Here is a 21,757-nt window from a genome sequence, read left to right as displayed (position 1 = left end):
AAATGGTGAGGAAAAAGGACTGGGTCAGCTTTCGCCGGGTTCCTTATAGACACCCTGTTCTTTCAAGGCGTCCACGACTTCTTTCGGCATATAAGTTTCATCGTGTTTCGCAAGTATTTCAGTGGCTTCAAACACGCCGTTCACGTAGGTTCCCGTGCCCACCATCCCCTGATTTTCCGCAAACAGGTCCGGCAGAACGCCCTTGAAGGCCACGGGTACGCTTTCCCCGCCGTCTGTCACCACAAAACGCACGGTTTCGCCCTGCCCGCGGACGATGGAACCTTCTTCAACCAGACCGCCAATCCGGAACACTTCGCTGGGCTGAGGCGGTTCCGCGATCACCTGGCTGGGCGAGCGGAAAAAGTTGATGCCGTCTCGCATGGCGTAACCGATCAACCCCGTCGCCAACACCAGGGCCACGACAGCCAGCAGAATGACTTGTACACGACGGCGTTTCTTGAGCGTTTTCATTTCATCCTCACGGGAACAGCGGGGCCATCATCAGCCCTGCGGTTTCGGTTTCACCTAACATCAGGTTGGCGTTCTGCAAGGCTTGCCCGCTGCTACCTTTTGTCAGGTTATCCAATGCGCCCACCACGATTGCGCGGCGCTCGATCCGGTCGCCGACAACCCCGATATGGCAGAAGTTCGAACCCCGCACATGATGGGTCGACGGGGTTTCCCCAAACGGCAGCATCCGGATAAAGGGTTCATTTTCATAGGCTTTGGCAAGCGTCTCATACACGCTTTGCGGATCGCCTTTGACGTAGGTCGTCGCCAGAATTCCCCGGTTCGCGGGGATCAGGTGCGGTGTAAACTGCACATGAACGGTCCGACCGGCCAGCGCCGAGAACTCCTGATCGAATTCGCCAAGGTGCCGGTGCGTCCCGCCTACGGCATAGGCGTTGTACCCCTCGCTGAGTTCGGCGTGCAGCAAATTTTCCTTCAGCGACCGGCCCGCGCCCGACACGGCACATTTCAGGTCCAGCACAATGTCGTCCAGATCGATCACGCCAGCCGCAATCAGCGGGCGCAGCACATACTGACCCGTCGCCGCATTACACCCGGTTCCGGCCACCAGTCGCGCATGGCGGATGTCGTCGCGGTAAAACTCGGTCAGGCCGTAAACGGCCTCTGCCTGCTGCTCCAAGGCGCTGTGCGGATTGCCGTACCACTTTTCATATTCATCCGCGTCCCGCAGCCGGAAATCCGCCGACAGGTCAATGATTTTCAGATCATTCGGCAGGTCGCGAATGACCTCCTGGCTGGTTTTGTGCGGCAAAGCGCAAAAGCACAGGTCGATCTGCGAAAAGTCAATCTCGGAGATTTTGCACAGGTCCGGCAGGTCCATATGGCGCAGATGCGGAAACACCTGCTCCATCGACATCCCCGCCTTCCGTTCGGCGGCAAGCGCGACGATGTCCATATTCGGGTGCTCGGCGATCAGCCGCACCAATTCGGCGCCGGTATAGCCGGATGCGCCCAGAATTGCGATTTTGTGGGTCATGTCAGACCTCTTGATCCATTGTGTCACATGTCACGACCGCCGATGCGACGGTCATCGAATAAGAGATAGCAGATGGTGCCGTCCTTGACCGAAGTCAGGCCGCCTCGAACGAGATTTGTCGTCGGAGGAACTGAGTCGCCCGGTCGCTGACAAACCCGGGCTTGCCGGTCGTCAGAAAGCCGCCTTGCGCCGCGCCCTGCATGTTCGGGTGGCGCTGAAGATAGTCCGCAAGGCTTTCGGCGACCAGATCGCCCTGGCTGAACACCTGAACATCCGGTCCAAGCGCCTTTTGGAAGGTTTCGGCCATCAGCGGGTAATGGGTGCAGCCCAGAATGGCCGCCTGCGGCTCTGGCATCTTGCGTTTCAGCGCGTCCACATGACTGCGCACCAGTGCCTCGGCCAGAATCATGTCACCGTCTTCAATCGCGTCGACGACACCACCGCAGGCCTGCGCTTCGACATCCACACCGATCGCACGGAAGGCCAGCTCGCGCTGAAAAGCCCGGCTGGACACAGTCGCCGGCGTGGCGAACAGGGCCACATGTTTGACCGCAACTTCGCGCGGCGGGCTGTTGTCGCCCCATTGCCGTTCGGTCAGCGCCTCGATCAGCGGCACGAATACACCCAGAACACGTTTGCCTTCGGGCACACCTTCTTCCTGCATCCGGCGCAGCGCGGCCGCGCTGGCGGTATTGCAGGCCAGAATCACCAGATCGCAGCCCCGCTGCCACAGGTCCGTCACGGCGCTGCGGGTCAGGTCATAGATGTTTTCGGCATCGCGCACGCCGTATGGCGCGTGCGCGCTGTCCGCGAAATACAGGAAATCAACGTCCGGCAGACGTTTCTGCGCGGCGTCCAGAACGGTCAGACCGCCCAAACCAGAATCAAAAATGCCTACTGCCATGTGCCCCTTTAGGCGCGATGCCGTTCCTCGAATTCATAGCCGTAGTCATAAGACTTCAACGGCGTCGGAGACAGCTCATACGTGGCTTTGCGCAAGAAATCCATCATCTTGCGCGTGTCCTTCGCCAACGGGTCCAGAACATCACGCCCGATGGGGTCGCCAACAACGACGCGGACAGGGCTGTCGACGCGCTTCTTGAATTCTTTGATCAGCAGACCCATGCGCAACGTGTAATGCAGGTGGCTGGCGATCTGGAACAGGCGCGAGGTGTGGCCGTCAAAGAAAACCGGAACCACGGTCGCATTGGACTTGGCCACCATTCTGGCCGTGAACCCGCGCCAGCCCGGATCCATGGGGTGCGAGAACGGCCTCAGCCCGGTGCTGACCGTGCCGCCCGGAAAAATCCCGATTGCCCCGCCATCACCCAGATAGTTCAGGGCGGTTTTCCGCGTCTCAAGGTTCTGCTTCATTGCCTCCTTCGTTTCGTCGAAGGAAATCGGCAGAATGATGCGGTTGAGGTCTTCGGCCTTGCGAAAGACGCGATGCGCCAGAATGCGGAAATCGCCGCGTGCCTCGGACAGGATATGGCCCATCATCAACCCGTCCAGAATGCCATAGGGATGGTTGGCGATCAGGATCAGGGGACCCGACTTTGGGATGTTCGACAAAGACCCGCCAACGATATCCAGCGACAGGCCATAGCGTTCCACCATGACCGACCAGAAATCGCGGCCGTTCGCGACCTCTTTCTCATAACCGTCCGCGCGCTTGATCAGGCGCATGCGCCCGGTCGTGTTCTCCATCAGCTTGATCACCATCCGCCCGCCTTTGGTCTCGGCGGAATAGGCGTAGGATATGTCACGAGCGACATGATGGCGCGAAGGCATTCGAGTCTCCAAGTTTGCTGCCTGCAAAATAGGTGTAAGCAACAATTTTGCCTAGATATCGTGACAGGGCTGTGACGTTTTATTCGGCAGCGGCCTGCATTTCCGGTCCCCCGTCACGAATTGTTGCCAAAAGTTCTTCACGGCGCTTGGCGGCCTTGGCCTCGTTTTCCATCAACACCGGTCCAAAGCCGCGGATGTCCAGCGGCAGGCGCGCAAGTGCCACCACCGCGTCCCGGGTTTGCGCGGACACAAGAGGTGCTACCTCTTTCATGTCGCGCTCATACTGCCGGATCAAAGCACGCTCCATGCGCCGTTCGGCGGTATAGCCAAAGATGTCCAGCGGCGTGCCGCGCAGAGCTTTCAGCCTGGCCAGAACCTTCAGCGGCCCCAGCATCCATTCGCCATAGGCCCGTTTCCGGGGCCGCCCATCCGTGCCCGTGCCCCCAAGGATCGGCGGTGCAAGGTGGAACGTCATCCGGAAATCGCCATCGAACTCAGCCGCGGCTTTTTCGCGGCTGCTGAGCAGAAGCCGTGCAACCTCGTACTCGTCCTTGTAGGACAGCAACTTGTGATAACCTTTGGCGACGGTCGCGCGGATGGTCTCATCCTCGAAACTATCCACCAGCTTGCGATAACGTTTTGCCAGTCGGTTGCCCTGATATTCGGACAGATGCGTTGCGCGGTAATCCACGATCTGCTCCAGCGTTCTGGGCAGTTCGGCGACTGTAGGGGTCAGAATTTCTGTGACCTCCGCAGGATGCAGAACCGCCCACCGACCGATATCGAAAGCGCGCTTGTTGCGCTCGACGGCGGTGCCGTTCAATTCGATCGCCTGCATAACTGCGCCGTGGCTGACCGGCAGCAACCCGCGCTGCCAGGCGGCGCCAAAGACCATCATGTTGGAATAGATCGAATCGCCCATGACCGCGCGCGCCAGTTCGGTCGCGTCGAACAGGGACACGTCCTCTTTCAGGCGCGCCTGCAGCGCCAGTTCCAGACGGTCGCCCGGAATTTGAAACTCGGTATCGCGGGTGAAATCTCCGGTGACCGTTTCATGGTTGTTGACGACCGCCCCGGTCTGACCGCTGCGCGTCAGCCCCAGTGTCTTGGCCCCGGCCGAGACGACCAGATCACCGCCGATCAGGGCATGAGCCTCGCCGGTTGCAACCCGAATGGCGCTGATGTCTTCGGGGCGATTGGCCAGACGACAGTGGATATGCACAGCTCCGCCTTTTTGGGCCAGGCCCGCCATCTCCATCATGCCGGCACCCTTGCCGTCAATCTGAGCCGCCTGTGCCAGCACCGCACCTAGTGTCACGACTCCTGTGCCACCGATGCCGGTGATCACCACGTTATGCGTTCCCCTGATCCGCGGAAGCTCCGGCATCGGCAAATCAGGCAGGTCAATCTCGGTCGTGGCTTCCTTGCGAATCCTGGCCCCTTCCAAAGTCACGAACGAAGGGCAGAAACCGTTCAGGCAGGAAAAGTCCTTGTTGCAGCTGGACTGGTCGATGGCGCGCTTGCGGCCAAGTTCCGTATCTTTCGGCACAATCGAAACGCAGTTGGATTGCACGCCGCAATCGCCGCAGCCTTCACAAATATCTGTGTTGATAAAGACCCGCTTATCCGGGTCGGGAAAAGCGCCGCGCTTGCGGCGACGCCGTTTTTCCGCAGCGCAGGTCTGAATATAGACGATGACCGAAACGCCTTCGATCTCACGGTACCTTTCCTGCACATGCATCAGATCGGCACGCTCAAAGGTTTCGACACCGGCCGGCAGCGCCCTGAAGTTCACGTCTTCTTTTTCGTCATACACCACGGCGACCTCCCCGACGCCCATGGCCTTGACCTCTTGCACGATCCGTTCTGCGGTCAGGTCGCCCTCGTTGCCTTGCCCGCCGGTCATCGCGACCGCATCGTTGAACAAAATCTTGAAGGTGATGTTCGTACCCGCGGACAATGCCGCCCGGATCGCCTGAACGCCCGAGTGGTTGTAGGTGCCGTCGCCCAGATTCTGAAACACGTGCTTGGTGGTTGAAAACGGCTCTTCCCCGATCCAGTTCGCCCCTTCGCCGCCCATCTGGGTGAACCCGGATGTGTTGCGATCCATCCACTGCACCATGTAATGGCACCCGATGCCCGCATAAGCGCGGCTGCCTTCCGGCAATCTGGTCGAACTGTTATGCGGGCAGCCCGAGCAGAAATAGGGCAGACGCGTCGCAATCTCTTCCGCGTTGTCAGCCCGGCGCGCCTCGGACAGGCTTGCAAGACCGGCCCGCACGCCGTCTGTTTCGCGCCCCTCTTCGATCAGGATTTCACCCAGCTTTTCGGCGATCATGATCGGATCAAGCGCGCCGCGCGTCGGGAACAGCTCTTCGCGGTGCAGCGTCCCCGCTCCGCCCTTGTACCAGCCATACACGCGACGCCCGCGCCGGTCGTCAAAGATGGCTTCTTTCACCTGAACTTCGATCAGCTTGCGCTTTTCCTCGACGATGACGATCAGATCCAGCCCTTCGGCCCAGTCGTGGAAGCCCGCCATATCCAGCGGGAAGGTCTGCCCGACCTTGTACGTCGTGATACCCAGACGTTCGGCTTCGGCCTCGTCAATATTCAGCAACGACATGGCATGCGCCAGATCCAGCCAGTTCTTTCCGGCGGCAACCAGTCCGATTTTGGCACCCGGCTTGCCCCAGACCCGTTTGTCCATCTTGTTGGCGTGTGAGAAGGTTTCCGCCGCAAAGCGTTTAAAGTCGATAATGCGCGATTCCTGCAGATGCGGGGTGTCGCCCAAACGGATGTTCAGCCCCCCTTCGGGCATGTCGAACGACGGCACCGCAACACGCATCCGATCCGGGCTGCCATCGACGACCGACGTGACCTCGATCGTGTCCTTCATCGTCTTCAACCCGACCCAGACGCCGGCAAAGCGGCTGAGCGCAAAGCCATAGATGCCATAGTCCAGAATTTCCTGCACGCCGGCGGGGCTGACGATCGGCATATACATATCGACCAGCGACCATTCGGACTGATGCAGCACGGTCGAGCTTTCGCCGGTATGGTCGTCGCCCATCGCCATCAGCACGCCGCCATGCTGTGCTGTACCCGCCATATTTGCGTGCCGCATCACGTCGCCCGACCGGTCCACGCCCGGCCCCTTGCCGTACCAAAGGCCGAAAACACCGTCAAAGCGCCCATCGCCGCGCAGCCCTGCCTGCTGGCTGCCCCACAGCGCGGTTGCCGCCAGATCCTCGTTCAGCCCGAACTGAAATGTGACATCGCTTTCGGTAAGTTGCTTTTCGGCGCGCATCATCTGCTGGTCGACCGCCCCAAGCGGTGAGCCGCGATAACCCGTAACCAGACCGGCGGTGTTCAGCCCTGCTGCTTTGTCGCGCGCTTTTTGCATCAGCATCAAGCGCACCAGCGCTTGTGTCCCGTTCAGAAGAACGGGGTTCTTTTCCAGATCGAACCGGTCGTTGAGCGATATTTGTGGCTGACTCATCAGACGCCTCCCCTCGTCAGATCAGTGTGCTTCATTAGTTCGCATTTTAGGTCATATATTCTGACCTGCATAGTGTTTATCCTCTGAATCCCAAGGATTTTGCGGTTTGAATGTGGAAGTTGTCACCTATTTCATATAGGCGTTCCGAAGAATAACGAAAGTTGCGACGATGGATTGGGACAAGCTTAGGATATTTCACGCAGTGGCGGACGCAGGCAGCCTGACCCATGCGGGGGACAAGCTGAACCTGTCGCAATCCGCGGTCAGCAGACAAATTCGCGCGCTGGAAGAGTCGCTTGATTCGACCCTGTTTCACCGCCATGCGCGCGGGTTGATCCTGACCGAACAGGGCGAGTTGCTGTTCGACGCGACCTCGGCCATGTCCAAACGTCTGGACGCAGCCGCCGCGCGCATTCGTGACAGCGAAGAAGAGGTGTTCGGCGTTCTGCGTGTCACCACGACCTTTGGTTTTGGCACTCTTTGGCTGGCGCCCCGCCTGCCCAAGCTTTATGAACAGTATCCCGACCTCAACATTGACCTGATGCTGGAGGAACGGGTGCTAGATCTGCCCATGCGCGAGGCCGACGTCGCCATCCGCATGAAAGAACCAAGCCAGGCCGATCTGGTGCGCAAGCGTCTGATGACGGTCCAGATGCAGCTTTACGCGACGCAGGAATACCTGGCGGATAACGGTGAGCCGAAATCGCTGGAAGATATTTCGGATCACAGGCTGATTTGCCAAACGCCGTCCGCCCCGCAAGTGGGCGCCAGCGCTGCGATGGTGCGGCATCTGATGACGTATAACCCCGGATCCTTGCTGACGGTGAACAATTATTTTGGCGTGCTTCAGGGCGTGCTGCACAATCTTGGGATCGGCGTGCTTCCGGATTACGTGACGCAGGACTTCCCGCACCTGCTGCCCATCCTGTCAGATGTTGAAACCGCTGACGTGCCTGTATACCTCGCCTACCCCGAGGAACTGCGCCATTCCAAGCGCGTCGCGGCCTTCCGCGACTTTGTTCAGGATGAGATCATCGCACAACGTAAACAGTTGAAGCAACAGGGAAAACTCTAGCTATGCGCCGCAGGCATAGCGGACATGACCATAGATCAGTCTGAAACATCTTGATCGTTAACAAACTGATCCCTAAATGAGCACTCGAAGGCGGTGATGCTGAAACGCTCATCATCTTCATACCTCCCTGTTGGACTACGGCCGAGCTTAGTGCTCGGCCTTTTTTTTGCTCCGAACGCCGACATTCGCGGTGGTTGAGGGAAAACATTTGGGAAAGTCGGGTACTTAGACCTATGATCACAAAAAAATCACGAAGACTTGTGTTCGAGGACAGATTCGATGTTTCACCCAATTCGTCTTCTTTTGGCGATTATTTCCGTCTTGTGGCTTTCAACCCCGTTGATCGCCCAGCAAAGCGACGCCACGCAGCCATCCACCACGGTCAGCATTCCGGATGATCTGACGCCGGAACAGGTGGACGATCTGGTAGCGCGCATGTCGGATGATCAGGTCCGCGCCATTTTGCTCGAGCGGCTGGATGCGGTGGCCGAGCAACGCGCGGCCGAGGCAGAGGAACGCGAAGACCCAATCACAGAGATCAACGAAATCTGGGCCGAAATGGTGGCATCCTGGACCCATGTTCTGGTCACTGTTCCCAATATCTTCAGCGCACAGGCCCACGCATTTCAGAACTTTCAGGGGACCTTTGGCCCTACTGGTGTCTTTGTTCTTATGGGCCTGATCCTGAGTGTTCTGGCGGCCGGTTTCGTAGCGGAAAAACTGTTCGGCCTGTTGACCCGTAAATGGCACAACAAGAACGAACAGATGGATGACAGTGACCTCTGGAGCGCAGTCAGTTATCTGTTCCGGCGGTTTTGCCACGAGATCGCCGGGCTGGTCGTGTTCTACGTCGTAATCCGCGCTGTCGGGCGCGGATTGCTGACGCCCGAGCAGATCACCTATGCCGCGCCGTTTGTGTTCTATTTGATCTGGGTTCCGCGTCTGGGTGCGGCGGCCTCACGCTTTATTCTCGCCCCCAGCAAACCCCATTTCCGCCTCGTCAATATCGACGATCACTGGGCGAAATACCTGCACCGCAATTTGATCGGCCTGCTGATCCTGATCGGGTTCACGTTATTCCTTTTGCACTTCAACAGGCTGAACGGGATTACCGGAGGTGAAACGCGCGTGGGCTTCTGGCTTAACGCGGCGATCCACATCTATATCGGCGTAATCGCGTGGAAAGCGCGCGAAGGGCTGTCGCAGATGATGCTTGGCACGGACCCGGACCGCACCAAATTCGACGAAGAAGTTGCCCATTATTACCCCTATTTCGCAATCGGCGTGTCGGCGGTTATCTGGTTGCTGGTCGAATTCCTGGTCGCGAAACGTGATCCCGCGATCCTCGCCATGCTGGGTCGGGGTGCGCATTTCACTACCATGTTCTGGCTGTTGATCGCGCCGGCGCTCGACACGCTGATACGTGGTCTTGTGCGGCATTTGCAGCCGCCAATGCTGGGTGAGGGTCCGGTGGCCCTACAGGCTTACAAGTCCACCAAGCGCAGCTATATCCGCATCGGCCGCGTTCTCGCGGGCATTCTGGTTATCCTGATGGTTGCCAATGCCTGGAACCTCGACCTTCGGGAAATCGCGGGCGGAGCCGAGGAGTCCGGCAGCCGGATCATTCAGTTCTTCATCATCATCGCCGTCGGCTATATCCTGAACGAACTCGTTTCGCTTTGGATCAACCGCCGATTGGCCAAGGAGCAAACCGCGGCGGAACAAAGTCCCGACGAAGAGGCCGGCGAAGGCGGCGGGTCCGGCGGGTCGCGCCTGGCCACGGTCCTGCCCCTGCTTCGCGTAACCGCTCAGGTGGCGATTGCGGTGATCTTTGTCCTGCTGGCCTTGGGGGCGCTTGGTCTGGATATCACGCCACTTCTGGCCGGTGCCGGTATCCTGGGTCTGGCCATCGGCTTTGGCGCGCAAAAACTGGTCTCGGATATCGTCGGGGGGATCTTCTTCCTGATCGACGACGCCTTCCGCGTCGGCGAATATGTGGATGTCGGCGGCACCACCGGGACGGTCGAGAAAATCTCGATCCGCTCCATGCAATTGCGCCACCATCGCGGGCCGGTTCACACCATTCCATACGGTGAGATCCAGAAACTGACCAACTACAGCCGCGACTGGGTGATCATGAAGCTGAAATTCACTGTGCCCTTCGACACCGACCCCAACAAGGTGAAGAAGATCTTCAAGAAGATCGGGGCCGAGATGATGGAGGACGAAACCCACAAAGACGGCTTCTTGCAGCCCTTTAAATCTCAGGGTGTGTTCGATTTCGACGATGTCGGCATGATCATCCGGGGCAAGTTCATGGCGAAACCGGGCAAGCAGTTCACACTGCGCAAGGAAATCTTCAACCGGGTGAAGGCGGCGTTCAAGGAAAACGGCATCGACTTCGCCCGCCGCGAAGTGCGCGTTGCGATCCCCGGTCTGGATGAGAGCGATAACCTGACCGACGAACAAAAAACCGCCGTAGGTGCGGCCGCCGCAGACGCGGTAAACAAGGGTCAGGCCCCAGCCTGACGCCGGTCTGTTACAAGAAAAAGACGGGCTCTGCTTCGCTGCCGGGCCCGTTTTTCTTTGCCTGACCCGCCCTGCGCTCACTTGACCCTTCCCACGGACGCCCCCTTGCCCTAAAAGGCCCGAAATCTCGGCCAATTTGGACACAGGACAAACGATGCAAGAGCCCGCCATCACCCCGGATCTGATTGCTGCCCACGGGCTCAAACCTGACGAATACGACATGATCCTTGAGATCATCGGACGCGAGCCGACATTTACCGAGCTTGGCATTTTTTCCGCGATGTGGAACGAGCATTGCTCCTATAAGTCTTCGAAGAAATGGCTGCGGACTTTGCCAACGTCCGGCCCGCAGGTCATATGCGGCCCCGGTGAAAACGCCGGTGTTGTAGATATCGGCGACGGTCAGGCGGTTGTCTTTAAAATGGAAAGCCACAACCACCCCTCGTATATCGAACCCTATCAGGGTGCTGCGACCGGTGTGGGCGGCATTCTGCGCGACGTGTTCACCATGGGCGCGCGTCCCATCGCGTCAATGAATGCGCTCAGCTTTGGCGAGCCCGGCCACCACAAGACCCGGCAATTGGTCAACGGCGTGGTCGAAGGCATCGGCGGATACGGCAACTGCTTTGGCGTACCTTGCGTGGGCGGCGAGGTGCGGTTCCATCCCGCCTATAACGGCAACTGCCTTGTGAACGCGTTTGCCGCGGGTCTGGCCGACAGCAACAAGATTTTCTATTCGGCCGCGTCGGGCGTCGGCATGCCCGTTGTCTATCTGGGCGCAAAAACCGGCCGTGATGGCGTTGGCGGTGCAACCATGGCCTCGGCCGAATTCGACGACACCATCGAAGAAAAGCGCCCCACCGTGCAGGTCGGCGATCCCTTCACCGAAAAACGCCTGATGGAGGCAACGCTGGAGCTGATGCAAACCGGCGCTGTGATCTCGATCCAGGATATGGGTGCGGCGGGCCTGACGTGTTCCGCCGTTGAGATGGGCGACAAAGGCGGTCTGGGCGTGCGTCTGGATCTGGAAAACGTGCCCCAGCGCGAAGAGAACATGACCGCCTATGAGATGATGCTGTCTGAGTCCCAAGAACGCATGCTGATGGTGCTGAAGCCCGAGCTTGAGGCCGAGGCCCGCGCCGTGTTCGAAAAATGGGATCTGGATTTCGCCATCGTCGGTGAAACCATTGCCGAGGACCGCTTCCTGATCGTTCACAACGGTGAGGTCAAAGCCGATCTGGTTCTGTCCAAACTGTCCTCGACCGCTCCGGAATATGACCGCCCTTGGGTTGCCACGCCCGAAGCCGAAGAGCTGGCCGAAGTCCCTCAGATCGACCCGATCGACGGGCTGCGCGCCCTGCTGGCTTCGCCCAACTATGCCGGCAAGCAATGGGTTTACGAGCAGTATGACACCATGGTCATGGCCGACACCGCCCGCACGCCGGGTCTGGGTGCTGGCATGATCCGCGTGCACGGCACTGACAAAGCGCTGGCCTTCACCAGCGACGTGACCCCGCGCTATGTCCGTGCCAACCCGGTCGAGGGTGGCAAACAGGCAGTGGCCGAAGCCTACCGCAATCTGACCGCCGTTGGTGCCAAGCCGCTGGCCACCACCGACAACCTGAACTTCGGCAACCCCGAAAAGCCCGAGATCATGGGCCAGTTCGTCGGCGCCATTCAGGGTATCGGTCAGGCCGTGGCGGCGTTGGATATGCCCATCGTTTCGGGCAACGTTTCCCTTTATAACGAAACCGACGGTCAGGCGATCCTGCCCACGCCGACCATTGGTGCGGTCGGCCTTCTGGCCCATACCGACGACATCATCGGCAACGAAGTGCGCGAAGGCCATGTCGCGCTGGTCATCGGCGAAACCAACGGCCATCTTGGCCAATCCGCTTTGCTGGCCGAAGTGTTCAACCGCGAAGACGGTGACGCGCCGCATGTCGACCTGGACGCGGAAAAGCGCAACGGCGACTTCATTCGCGCCAACCGTGACATGATCAAGGCCTGCACCGATCTGGGCGACGGCGGGCTTGCCCTGGCCGCATTCGAACTAGCCGAGGCTGCGGGTGTGGGCATCTGCCTTGATGACGCATCAACCGGCTTCCTGTTCGGAGAGGATCAGGCCCGCTATCTGGTTGCCTGCAATTTCGATCAGGCCGAAGCACTGATGATCGCCGCCGGTCAGGCGGGCGTGCCGCTGGTGTCGGTTGGCCGGTTCACTGGCGACTGTGTTCGCATCGGAAGTTCCGAAGCCTCTCTGGACGAGCTTTCGGTCACTTTCCGCAACAGTTTTGCCGAAGCCGTGGCCTGATCTGCAAGCGGTTCAAGTTCCCGAAACCTGCGTCCGTTCAGGCGCAGGATTTGTCGTTTTTAGCCCCCTATCACACCCTTGCGCGCCCCGTCCGGGCGCTCTACATCTTGGGAAAGACCTTCAGGAGAAACCTACATGCCGATGAGCGCCCACGAAATCGAACACCTGCTGCGCGAAGCCTTTCCGGATGCGGAAATTCAGGTCGGCGGGCATGACGGCGTGCATATGTCCGCCATGGTCGTGGACGAAAGCTTTCGCGGCAAGAACCGCGTCCAGCAACAGCGCGCGGTCTACGCAGCGCTGAAAGGCAAGATGGACGGCCCGGACGGAGAATTGCACGCGCTGGCGTTGACGACGAAAGTGCCTGAATGAGCATTACTTTCTGGATATATGGCATTTGTGGACTGATCGCCGCAGTCGGCAGTGTCGTTATTTTCAGATCAACAATAAAAGGTGTGCGTTCTGACAAAATTCGGGGCGTGGACCCTGGTCAGGGTGACCAACTGATAGATCATGGAACAGTGTTGGGTGGCGGTGGCGGTCATGTAACTGTATCCCGGGTCGCCAGAGATCCTCAGGAATTTGCCAAAGCCATGGCTCCGAAAAAATGAACGGCTGGCTCTTCTGGATATGCGCAATCGCTGCATTGATAGTTGTCGCCGCAGCAATCGAAGCCTATGTGAAGCGAAACAGAAAACGTAACCTAGCCGACATGCGTCCTGACCCGGACAAGATCAGCAAGGTCGGCGGCATTGAAAGATACGGGCTGGATCCGCTGGCCATGGCACAGGCCGAGCATCGGCGGCTGGAGAAAGAAGGATGGGGCCCGAACCCGTCAGAGAACGAAACGACTGCCCTGAATGCGGGGGAAAAGGACAAGCAAGATGACCGACGTAAAGACCCAGATCGACGAAACCGTCAAAGCCAATGACGTTGTGTTGTACATGAAGGGCACCAAAGAGATGCCGCAGTGCGGGTTCTCGTCCCGCGTGGCCGGTGTCCTGAACTACATGGGTGTGGACTACACCGACGTGAACGTTCTGGCCGACGAAAACGTGCGCCAGGGCATCAAGGACTATTCCGACTGGCCGACCGTTCCCCAGCTTTTTGTCAAAGGCGAGTTTGTCGGCGGCTGTGACATTATCACCGAGATGACCCTGTCGGGCGAGCTGGACACATTGTTTGACGAGAACGGTGTCGGCTACAACAAGGACGCCGCAGACAAGATCCGCGAAGCCAACGCCTGATCAGCGGCTGACGCAATTCTGCAAGACGACCTGCTCACTGGCGGCATCCGCACCTGCCGCCAGATAACTGACGTTTGCGTCCCACCCTTTGGATCGCAGGATGTAAGTCCCTGCCCCACCCTCGGATTCATAACGTATTCCGGACCCGCTTTCCGCCTGACGCAGAGTGACAAGCTGATTGTCGACCATCATCGCCGCTGCGCTGGACCCGTCCGGCGCGTTGAAATAGGCGACCTGAAGCGGAACGCCGTTTTCACAAGTGAATGTGACCGGCAAAATGTCGATGTCGGCCCACGTAACCGATCCGTAAAAAGTCATCGCCAGGGAAAAGGCGAAAGTTTTCAGCGGTTTCATCCGCCGGACCTTTCTTCGATGACCGATGCCAGCGCCTCGGCCCGTGCGGCCAGTTCTGCCAGTGTATCCGTGACCGAGGGCGGAACGACAGCCACCTCGACCCGTTCGGGTTCGGGTCGCGGCATGTTTCGCAGGTTCTGCAACTCGGCTTCAACCGAGGCCAGTTTCGACTCGAGCGATTTGATCTTGTCGTCGGTCCCCGCGGCCTTGTCCGCCAGCATCAGCCCGGCCATCAGCAACATCCGCGATTCCGGCATCCTGCCGATCTGATCAGACAAAACCTGCGCCTCATCATCCAGCAATTTCGCTGCGGATTGCAGAAACGCCTCTTCGCCTTCCTGGCACGAGACTTCAAAGCCGCGCCCACCGATTTGAATGGTCACTTCGGGCATTACTCCACCTCTCCCTCAGCCAGTTTCGCCTGGGACAACAACGGCTCCAGCCGGGCCAGAACTGCATGCGCCTCGGCCGCGTCGGTCGCCTGAGCCGCACGCGTGGCTTCCAGCTCGGCGACCGTTGCACGGTTGAGCAGCTCGGCATCGGGCATGCCATCTTCAGCGGCGGCGCGCAGTTCATCCACGGACTTGCGCAGTTGTTCGTTCGCCTTGCGCATCCGCTGAAGATCGTCATCCAGACGCGACATCGCGGCACCATGGCTGCTGCGCTCGGCGCGCAGCATCTCAAGCTCGGCATTCAGTTCGGCCACGCGCTCGCTGTCGGCCAGTTCAGAGTGCAGGCGCGCATTCTCGGCCTTGAGCGCCTCAAGCTCGTCCTGATTTTCAAGCGCGGCCTTGGCATCGGCCAATTCGGCGCGCGCCGCCTCAACCGCGGCCAGCCGGGCCGTCGCCTCAGCCAGTTGTTCGCGCAGGGCGCTGTTTTCCGGGTCTTCCGCCGGTGCGGCGCGCAGGCTTTCCATATCGGCGCGCATCGCGTCGACTTCCTGAGCGTGACGTTCTTTCAGGGATTTCAGACGTTCTTCCAGCTGCGCATTGGCGACGCGTTCATCATCCAGGGCCGCCCGCAGAGTAACATCTTCACTGCCGCTTGCGGGCGCTACGTCCCGCAGGGCCTCAACGCCGGTTCCGATCCGCTCCATCGCGGCCACGATACGGCGTTGTAATTCTTCGATCTGGCTCATGCCCCTGCCACCTCTTATCCAAGGTTCCTTCTTTCGCGGGTTTGTCCGAATCAACGTAGTCCGCTTCTTTGCCTAGTCTAACCGAACGGGGCGGAAAATACCCACTGTTTGCTTTCAATCACTTGGGCTGCATTCTTGAACCACTGGCGTACGTCATCGCCCAGTTCCGCTTGCACTTTGAGGGGTAATTGATATTGAGCGGCCCATCTGCCTGTAATCCAAAGGAACAACACCCGTGGACCTGACTGCGCTGCGCAATGCAAACCCCGAACACTGGGACAAAGCTGCGGCCATCCGCACCCTGACCCTTGACGCCGTCGCCGCCGCCAATTCCGGCCATTCCGGCATGCCGATGGGCATGGCCGATGTCGCGACCGTCCTGTTCGAAAAGCACCTGAAATTCGACGCCTCGGCCCCGAACTGGCCCGATCGCGACCGGTTCATTCTGTCGGCTGGTCACGGATCGATGCTGGTCTATTCGCTGCTGTACCTGACGGGCCACGCGGACGTTACGCTGGACGAGATCAAGAACTTCCGCCAGTTGGGCGCCAAGACGGCAGGCCATCCGGAAAACTTCCTTGTTGAAGGGATCGAGACCACCACCGGCCCTCTGGGTCAGGGCATCTCGAACGCTGTGGGTTTTGCCATGGCCGAGGAAATCCAGCGCGCGCATTACGGCAAGAAGGTTGTCGATCACTATACCTACGTGATCGCCGGTGACGGCTGCCTGATGGAAGGCGTCAGCCAGGAGGCGATTACGCTGGCCGGACGCCACGAACTGAGCAAGCTGATCGTGTTCTGGGACAACAACAACATCACCATCGACGGCACCGTTGATATGGCCGACCGCACCGATCAGGTGCGCCGTTTCGCGGCCTCGGGCTGGTATGTGATCGAAATCGACGGCCATGACCCGCAGGCGATTGATGCTGCGATCATTCAGGCGAAAAAGTCGAACAAACCAACCATGATCGCGTGTGAGAGCCACATCGCACTGGGTCACGCTGCGCAGGACACGTCAAAAGGTCACGGCGCGCTGACCGATCAGGATCAGCTGAAGGCCGCAAAGGAAGGTTACGGCTGGCCGCATGATGCGTTCGAAATCCCGGGCAATGTGAAATCCGCCTGGGAAGCCATTGGTGCCCGCGGAGCAGCTGAGCGTTCCGCGTGGGAAGAGCGTTTTGCCCAACTCTCCGAACGCAAACAGGCCGAGTTCAATCGCGCCTATGCATTTGAAGCGCCGAAAAAACTGGGCGGAGCGATCCGTTCGTTCAAAAAACAGGTGTCGGAAGATCAGCCCAAGCTGGCCACCCGCGCCTCGTCCGAAAAGGTTCTGAACGTCGTCAACCCGATCATGACCGAAACCGTCGGCGGCTCGGCCGACCTGACCGGGTCGAACAATACCAAATCCGCCGATATGGGCGTGTTCCTGCCGGAAAACCGCAAGGGCCGTTACATCCACTACGGAATTCGCGAACACGGCATGGCCGCTGCAATGAATGGTATGGCCCTGCACGGCGGCATCCGCCCCTACGGCGGTACGTTCATGGCCTTCACCGACTATGCGCGCCCGTCCATGCGTCTGGCGGCACTGATGAAGGTACCGACTGTTTTCGTCATGACCCACGACTCGATCGGTCTGGGCGAAGACGGTCCGACCCACCAGCCGGTTGAACATCTGGCGATTTCGCGCGCGACGCCGAACACCTATGTGTTCCGTCCCGCCGACACCGTGGAAACCGCCGAGGCATGGGAACTGGCGCTGACCTTCAAGGACAGCCCTTCGGTCCTGTCGCTGACCCGTCAGGGCGTGCCGACCGTGCGGACCCAGCACAAAACCAAGAACCTCGTTGCGCAAGGCGCTTACGTTCTGGCCGAAGCCGAGGGCAAGCGTCAGGCCATCCTGATCGCCACCGGTTCCGAGGTTTCGCTGGCGATGGAAGCCAAGGCCATGCTTGAGGCCGAAGGCATCGGCACCCGCGTCGTTTCCATGCCCTGCATGGAACTGTTCGCCGAGCAGGACGAAGCCTATCGCAAGCGCGTTCTGCCCGCAGGTCCGGTTCGTGTCGGCATCGAGGCCGCCGTTCGTGCCGGAGGCTGGGATCGCTGGCTGCTGGGCGAGCGTGGCCGTGAGGTCAAGGCGGGCTTTATTGGCATGTCGGGCTTCGGCGCCTCGGCCCCGGCAGGCGAGCTGTACAAGCACTTCGGCATCACAGCCGAGGCGACGGTTGCCAAGGTCAAGGAACTGCTGGGTCAGTAACCCTTATCGGAAACACAGGCAAAGGGGCGGCATCAGCCGCCCTTTTTTAATGCTCTCCGGGCGTCTTCGAAAGCAGTGGAGCGATCAACTTGGTTGCGACCGGGATCAGCACCAGTCCCCAGGCCAGTCCAAACACGCCGTCCATTGTGGCCTTGGCAATCCATTCCGCGGCTGCCTCCCACTGCGCTGAAACCGAATGCCCGACGGCATAGGCCCAGTCGTGAATGTGGTGGCCCAGCCAGCCAAAGCCCAGAACTTCCATCCCGTGAATGATGATCGACCCGCCGACCCAGAGCATTGCCGCGGTGCCGACGATGGAAAGGGTTTTCATCACGCCCGGCATCCCCTTGACCAAACCGCGCCCCAAACCGCGCCCGATCGGTGTAGGCGCATTTTGCGCAAGGTACAGGCCGACGTCGTCCATCTTTACGATCAGGGCGACCGAGCCATAAACCGCGACAGTCACCCCGATCCCGACAACGGCCAGGGTTGCGGCCTGCATCCACAGATTCGGCGCTTCGACAGCCGCCAGGGCAATGGTCATGATTTCCGCCGACAGGATGAAATCCGTCTTGATCGCCCCCTTGACCTTCTGTTCCTCAAGATGTCCGGGATCGCGGACATTCATGTCTTCATCAATGACATGAGAACCGTGCGGGAACAGGACGTGAAATATCTTCTCAGCCCCTTCGAAGCATAAATAGGACCCGCCGATCATAAGTAGTGGCGTGATCAGCCAGGGCGCAAAATTCGCAAGTAGCAGCGCGACGGGCAGCAATAGGACGATCTTGTTGAATATCGACCCGCGGGCGATCCGCCAGATGATCGGCAATTCCCGCGCCGGCGCGAAACCCTGAACGTATTTCGGGGTGACGGCCGCATCATCAATGATGACACCCGCAGTCTTGGCCCCGGCCTTGCCCGCCGCGGCGACCACATCGTCCACCGATGACGCAGCAACTTTTGCAATGCCAGCAACGTCGTCCAACAGCGCCAAAAGACCGCTCATGATGCTTCCTTTCCTTTCACCTGCCGCAATTGGACCCTACCTGATCCGACGCTTAGCGCAAGCGTTAGCGCAATCGGTCGAGGTTTGCGCTAACACCTTAAAATTATGTCACTTTTGGGCTTTTGAGAAAAAGAATTCACCGCTATATGGCGCTTAAAGCAAGCGCATTTGGAGACGTCAGATGACCATCAAGGTCGGTATCAATGGTTTTGGCCGCATTGGCCGCTGCACCCTGTCGCACATCGCCGCGTCAGCCCGCAACGACATCGAAGTGATCAAGGTCAACGCAACAGGCCCATTGGAAACCACTGCGCATCTGCTGAAATACGACAGCATCCACGGCCGCTTTCCACGCGATGTCGCCATCAACGGCAAAACCATGGATCTGGGTCGCGGCCCGATGGAGATGTTTTCGACCTATGACATGAAGGAACTGGACTGGGATGGCTGCGACGTCGTTCTTGAATGCACCGGCAAGTTCAATGACGGCCTGAAGGCCAATACCCACCTTGAACGCGGCGCGCAAAAGGTGCTGCTGTCCGCCCCGGGCAAGAATGTCGACAAGACCATCGTCTACGGCGTGAATCACAACAGCCTGGTTGCCGATGACAAGATGGTGTCGAACGGCTCGTGCACCACCAACTGCCTTGCTCCGCTTGCCAAGGTCTTGGACGAAGGGATCGGGATCGAACACGGCATCATGACCACGATCCATGCTTACACGGGCGATCAGCCAACTCTGGACCGCCGCCACAGCGACCTGTACCGCGCCCGCGCGGCGGCCATGTCGATGATTCCCACCTCGACGGGCGCCGCGAAGGCGTTGGGCGAGGTTCTGCCCAACCTCAAAGGTCGTCTGGACGGATCGGCCATCCGGGTACCGACACCGAATGTCTCGGCCGTCGATTTGACCTTCCGCGCCGGGCGCGATGTGACGGTGGAGGAAGTCAACGCCGTCGTCCGCGAAGCCTCGCGGGGGCCGATGCAGCGCGTTCTGGGTTACGAACCCGCGCCGCTGGTTTCGACCGATTTCAACCATACCGAGGAAAGCTCGATCTTTGCGCCGGACCAGACGCGCGTTGTCGGCGATCGTATGGTGCGGGTTCTGGCCTGGTATGACAATGAATGGGCCTTTTCGGTCCGCATGGCCGATGTCGCGGCCGCAATGGGCCGGCTTAACTAAGATCGGCCTGAAATCTTGAACCTTTTTGCCCGCTCAGGTTATCTGGGCGGGCGTTTTCGTTCGGGGCCGGCATGACAAATCAAATCGCCATATGGCTTGGCCTTCTTATCCTTGGCGGGTGTATTGTCGACTACGCGGTCTTTGGCCCGGAACATTTCGTGTTTCTTGGCAAGAAGCTTTATGCTTTTCTGGACTGGCTCGCTTTCTGGCGCTGACAGAGGTTTTGCTTGACTTTTTTGCCATTCTATCTTTGTTAGCGCTAACTTACTTTTAGCCGAAAACCGGACGGAGCGGAACATGACACTCAAGATTGCCATCAACGGATTTGGACGCATCGGACGCGGTGTTCTGCGCGCCGCAATGGAAACAGGTCGCACCGATGTTGAAATCGTCGCCATCAACGACCTGGCCAAGCCCGAAATGAACGCCCACCTGTTCGAGTTCGACAGCGTGCACGGCCGGTATCCAAAAACGGTTACCCTGAATGACAAGGGCCTAGATGTGGGGGGCGGGCCGATCCGCCTGACCAATGAGCGCGAACCGGAAAAGCTGGACTGGTCCGATGTCGACGTCGTTCTGGAATGCACCGGTGTTTTCCGCACGCGTGAGGCTGCGTCGCGCCACTTTGAAAATGGTTCGAAGAAAGTGCTGATTTCGGCCCCTGCCCGCGGCGACGGCGCGGTGAAGACTATAGTTTTTGGCGTCAACGACCATGAACTGACTGCGGATGACACGGTTGTCTCGAACGCATCCTGCACCACCAACTGCCTGTCTCCGGTCGCGGCCGCGCTGGATGCCGGGCTTGGGATCGTGCACGGCAACATGACCACCGTTCACGCTTATACCGCCAGCCAACCCGTCCACGACACGGCTGGCAAGGACCCCTACCTGTCCCGGGCCGCTGCGCTGTCGATGATCCCGACAACGACCGGTGCTGCCTCGGCCGTAGGTTTGGTGCTGCCGCAACTGGCGGGGAAACTGACAGGTCAGGCCATTCGCGTTCCGACCCCCAACGTCTCTGTCGTCGATCTGGTGGCCGAAGTTTCGCGCCCGACGACAGAGGATGAGGTGAACGCGCTGTTCTCTGAGGCCGCAGCCAAAATCCCCGGCGTTCTGGCGGCCGAAGATCGTCCGCTGATCTCGGTCGATTTCAACCACGATTCCCACAGTTCGACGGTCTCTTTGCCCGAAACCAAGGTGACGGACGGCACGCTGGTCCGCGTTCTGGCGTGGTATGACAACGAATGGGGCTTCTCGAACCGCATGCTGGATACGGCGGCGGCGATGGGTGCCCTAACCTAACCGGTCTTTCAGCGCGGCATTGACGCGGGGGGTGACGAATTTCGACACGTCCCCGCCAAGCCGCGCGATTTCCTTGACCAGTTTCGACGCAATGGCCTGATGCCGCGCTTCGGCCATCAGGAACACGGTCTCGATCGAGTCGTCTAGGGCCCGGTTCATTCCAACCATCTGGAATTCATACTCAAAATCGGCAACGGCCCGCAAACCGCGCACGATGATCTGGGCACCGACATCCCGCGCGCAGTCGATCAGCAGGTTCTCAAAGGGATGGGCGACAATTTCCGTTCCGGTCTGTTCGGTCAGAAGGGCGCATTCCGCCTCGATCATCTCAACACGTTCTTCCAGAGAAAACAGCGGGCCCTTGTCCCTGTTGATCGCAACGCCAATGACCAGCTTGTCCACCAGAGCCGAGGCGCGGCGGATGATGTCGACATGACCCAAGGTGATCGGATCGAAAGTTCCGGGATATAATCCAACCCTCATCGCGGCCTCCAGCGCAACAAAATTTCTGCGCAAGCAAACATAACTTTGCCGCGGGTGCAAGAGGTG

At 59.3% G+C, this 21,757-nt stretch carries 21 protein-coding genes; 11 read left to right on the top strand and 10 right to left on the bottom strand.

Translation table 11 applies throughout. The annotated features are described in order from the left end of the window. Window positions 1-24: 24 nt before the first annotated feature. The 5 genes from ccmE to ACR0D8_RS05505 form a co-directional block, all read right to left on the bottom strand. Entirely contained in the window at window positions 25-471 is a 447-nt protein-coding gene (gene ccmE / locus ACR0D8_RS05525; protein WP_475160471.1) for a cytochrome c maturation protein CcmE, read from the bottom strand. Between the two features lie 7 nt (window positions 472-478). Further along, complete coding sequence (gene argC, locus ACR0D8_RS05520; RefSeq protein ID WP_480645120.1) at window positions 479-1,507, bottom strand: N-acetyl-gamma-glutamyl-phosphate reductase; 1,029 nt, start codon at window positions 1,505-1,507, stop codon at window positions 479-481. A 94-nt stretch (window positions 1,508-1,601) separates the two neighbouring features. Continuing rightward, window positions 1,602-2,411: a glutamate racemase gene (murI, locus tag ACR0D8_RS05515; protein ID WP_475160467.1), complete on the bottom strand. Its 810-nt coding sequence runs from the start codon at window positions 2,409-2,411 to the stop codon at window positions 1,602-1,604. A gap of 8 nt (window positions 2,412-2,419) precedes the next feature. Further along, window positions 2,420-3,298, bottom strand: coding sequence for a lysophospholipid acyltransferase family protein (locus ACR0D8_RS05510; protein WP_480645118.1), 879 nt, complete (start codon window positions 3,296-3,298; stop codon window positions 2,420-2,422). Between the two features lie 79 nt (window positions 3,299-3,377). Further along, entirely contained in the window at window positions 3,378-6,797 is a 3,420-nt protein-coding gene (locus ACR0D8_RS05505; protein ID WP_480645116.1) for an indolepyruvate ferredoxin oxidoreductase family protein, read from the bottom strand. Between the two features lie 169 nt (window positions 6,798-6,966). On the opposite strand from ACR0D8_RS05505, the gene ACR0D8_RS05500 reads away from it, so the two are divergent. The 7 genes from ACR0D8_RS05500 to grxD all read left to right on the top strand — a co-directional run bounded on the left by ACR0D8_RS05500 (window position 6,967) and on the right by grxD (window position 13,962). Continuing rightward, on the top strand, window positions 6,967-7,872 hold the full coding sequence (locus ACR0D8_RS05500) for a LysR family transcriptional regulator (protein WP_480645114.1): 906 nt from the start codon (window positions 6,967-6,969) through the stop codon (window positions 7,870-7,872). Window positions 7,873-8,151: 279 nt separating this feature from the next. Further along, complete coding sequence (locus ACR0D8_RS05495; protein WP_480645112.1) at window positions 8,152-10,401, top strand: mechanosensitive ion channel family protein; 2,250 nt, start codon at window positions 8,152-8,154, stop codon at window positions 10,399-10,401. Between the two features lie 154 nt (window positions 10,402-10,555). Beyond that, complete coding sequence (gene purL / locus ACR0D8_RS05490) at window positions 10,556-12,715, top strand: phosphoribosylformylglycinamidine synthase subunit PurL (RefSeq protein ID WP_480645110.1); 2,160 nt, start codon at window positions 10,556-10,558, stop codon at window positions 12,713-12,715. A gap of 135 nt (window positions 12,716-12,850) precedes the next feature. After that, window positions 12,851-13,087 carry a BolA/IbaG family iron-sulfur metabolism protein gene (locus ACR0D8_RS05485; RefSeq protein ID WP_155147029.1) on the top strand — a complete coding sequence of 79 codons (237 nt, stop codon included), beginning with the start codon at window positions 12,851-12,853 and terminating at the stop codon, window positions 13,085-13,087. Further along, window positions 13,084-13,326, top strand: coding sequence for a hypothetical protein (locus ACR0D8_RS05480; protein ID WP_480645108.1), 243 nt, complete (start codon window positions 13,084-13,086; stop codon window positions 13,324-13,326). Before ACR0D8_RS05485 ends, ACR0D8_RS05480 begins: the two co-directional genes overlap by 4 nt. Continuing rightward, window positions 13,323-13,646: a hypothetical protein gene (locus ACR0D8_RS05475; RefSeq protein WP_480645107.1), complete on the top strand. Its 324-nt coding sequence runs from the start codon at window positions 13,323-13,325 to the stop codon at window positions 13,644-13,646. Before ACR0D8_RS05480 ends, ACR0D8_RS05475 begins: the two co-directional genes overlap by 4 nt. Continuing rightward, the gene (gene grxD, locus ACR0D8_RS05470) at window positions 13,600-13,962 is read left to right on the top strand and encodes a Grx4 family monothiol glutaredoxin (protein ID WP_480645105.1); all 363 of its coding nucleotides are present in this window, start codon (window positions 13,600-13,602) and stop codon (window positions 13,960-13,962) included. The genes ACR0D8_RS05475 and grxD overlap by 47 nt, the downstream gene beginning before the upstream one ends. Here the strand turns inward: grxD and ACR0D8_RS05465 are convergent, their stop codons facing one another. The 3 genes from ACR0D8_RS05465 to ACR0D8_RS05455 are packed head-to-tail and all read right to left on the bottom strand — an operon-like array spanning window position 13,963 to window position 15,454. After that, window positions 13,963-14,316, bottom strand: a complete 354-nt coding sequence (locus ACR0D8_RS05465) for an MliC family protein (RefSeq protein ID WP_480645104.1) — start codon at window positions 14,314-14,316, stop codon at window positions 13,963-13,965. Continuing rightward, window positions 14,313-14,708, bottom strand: a complete 396-nt coding sequence (locus ACR0D8_RS05460; protein WP_475160444.1) for a cell division protein ZapA — start codon at window positions 14,706-14,708, stop codon at window positions 14,313-14,315. Before ACR0D8_RS05460 ends, ACR0D8_RS05465 begins: the two co-directional genes overlap by 4 nt. Next, window positions 14,708-15,454 carry a hypothetical protein gene (locus tag ACR0D8_RS05455; protein ID WP_480645102.1) on the bottom strand — a complete coding sequence of 249 codons (747 nt, stop codon included), beginning with the start codon at window positions 15,452-15,454 and terminating at the stop codon, window positions 14,708-14,710. The genes ACR0D8_RS05460 and ACR0D8_RS05455 overlap by 1 nt, the downstream gene beginning before the upstream one ends. Before the next feature lie 235 nt (window positions 15,455-15,689). On the opposite strand from ACR0D8_RS05455, the gene tkt reads away from it, so the two are divergent. Beyond that, a complete protein-coding gene (tkt, locus tag ACR0D8_RS05450; RefSeq protein ID WP_480645100.1) occupies window positions 15,690-17,714 on the top strand; it encodes a transketolase in 2,025 nt (674 codons plus the stop codon). A gap of 46 nt (window positions 17,715-17,760) precedes the next feature. On the opposite strand, the gene ACR0D8_RS05445 is transcribed toward tkt, so the two are convergent. Continuing rightward, window positions 17,761-18,723: a DUF808 domain-containing protein gene (locus tag ACR0D8_RS05445; RefSeq protein WP_480645098.1), complete on the bottom strand. Its 963-nt coding sequence runs from the start codon at window positions 18,721-18,723 to the stop codon at window positions 17,761-17,763. Window positions 18,724-18,904: 181 nt separating this feature from the next. Here ACR0D8_RS05445 and gap (ACR0D8_RS05440) point away from each other — a divergent pair, with 181 nt between their 5' ends. From gap (ACR0D8_RS05440) to gap (ACR0D8_RS05430), 3 genes are all read left to right on the top strand, one after another. Then, window positions 18,905-19,906 (top strand): type I glyceraldehyde-3-phosphate dehydrogenase, encoded by a 1,002-nt coding sequence (gene gap / locus ACR0D8_RS05440; protein ID WP_475160434.1) that lies wholly within the window; start codon window positions 18,905-18,907, stop codon window positions 19,904-19,906. A 71-nt stretch (window positions 19,907-19,977) separates the two neighbouring features. Continuing rightward, a complete protein-coding gene (locus ACR0D8_RS05435; protein WP_480645096.1) occupies window positions 19,978-20,121 on the top strand; it encodes a hypothetical protein in 144 nt (47 codons plus the stop codon). A gap of 82 nt (window positions 20,122-20,203) precedes the next feature. Then, entirely contained in the window at window positions 20,204-21,208 is a 1,005-nt protein-coding gene (gene gap / locus ACR0D8_RS05430; protein ID WP_480645094.1) for a type I glyceraldehyde-3-phosphate dehydrogenase, read from the top strand. Here the strand turns inward: gap (ACR0D8_RS05430) and coaD are convergent. Then, window positions 21,200-21,691 (bottom strand): pantetheine-phosphate adenylyltransferase, encoded by a 492-nt coding sequence (gene coaD, locus ACR0D8_RS05425; RefSeq protein WP_480645092.1) that lies wholly within the window; start codon window positions 21,689-21,691, stop codon window positions 21,200-21,202. The genes gap (ACR0D8_RS05430) and coaD overlap by 9 nt on opposite strands. Window positions 21,692-21,757: the final 66 nt, after the last annotated feature.

It is taken from the genome of Ruegeria sp. BG10 (genome assembly GCF_056538575.1).
This window is presented reverse-complemented; position numbering and strand designations above follow the sequence as displayed.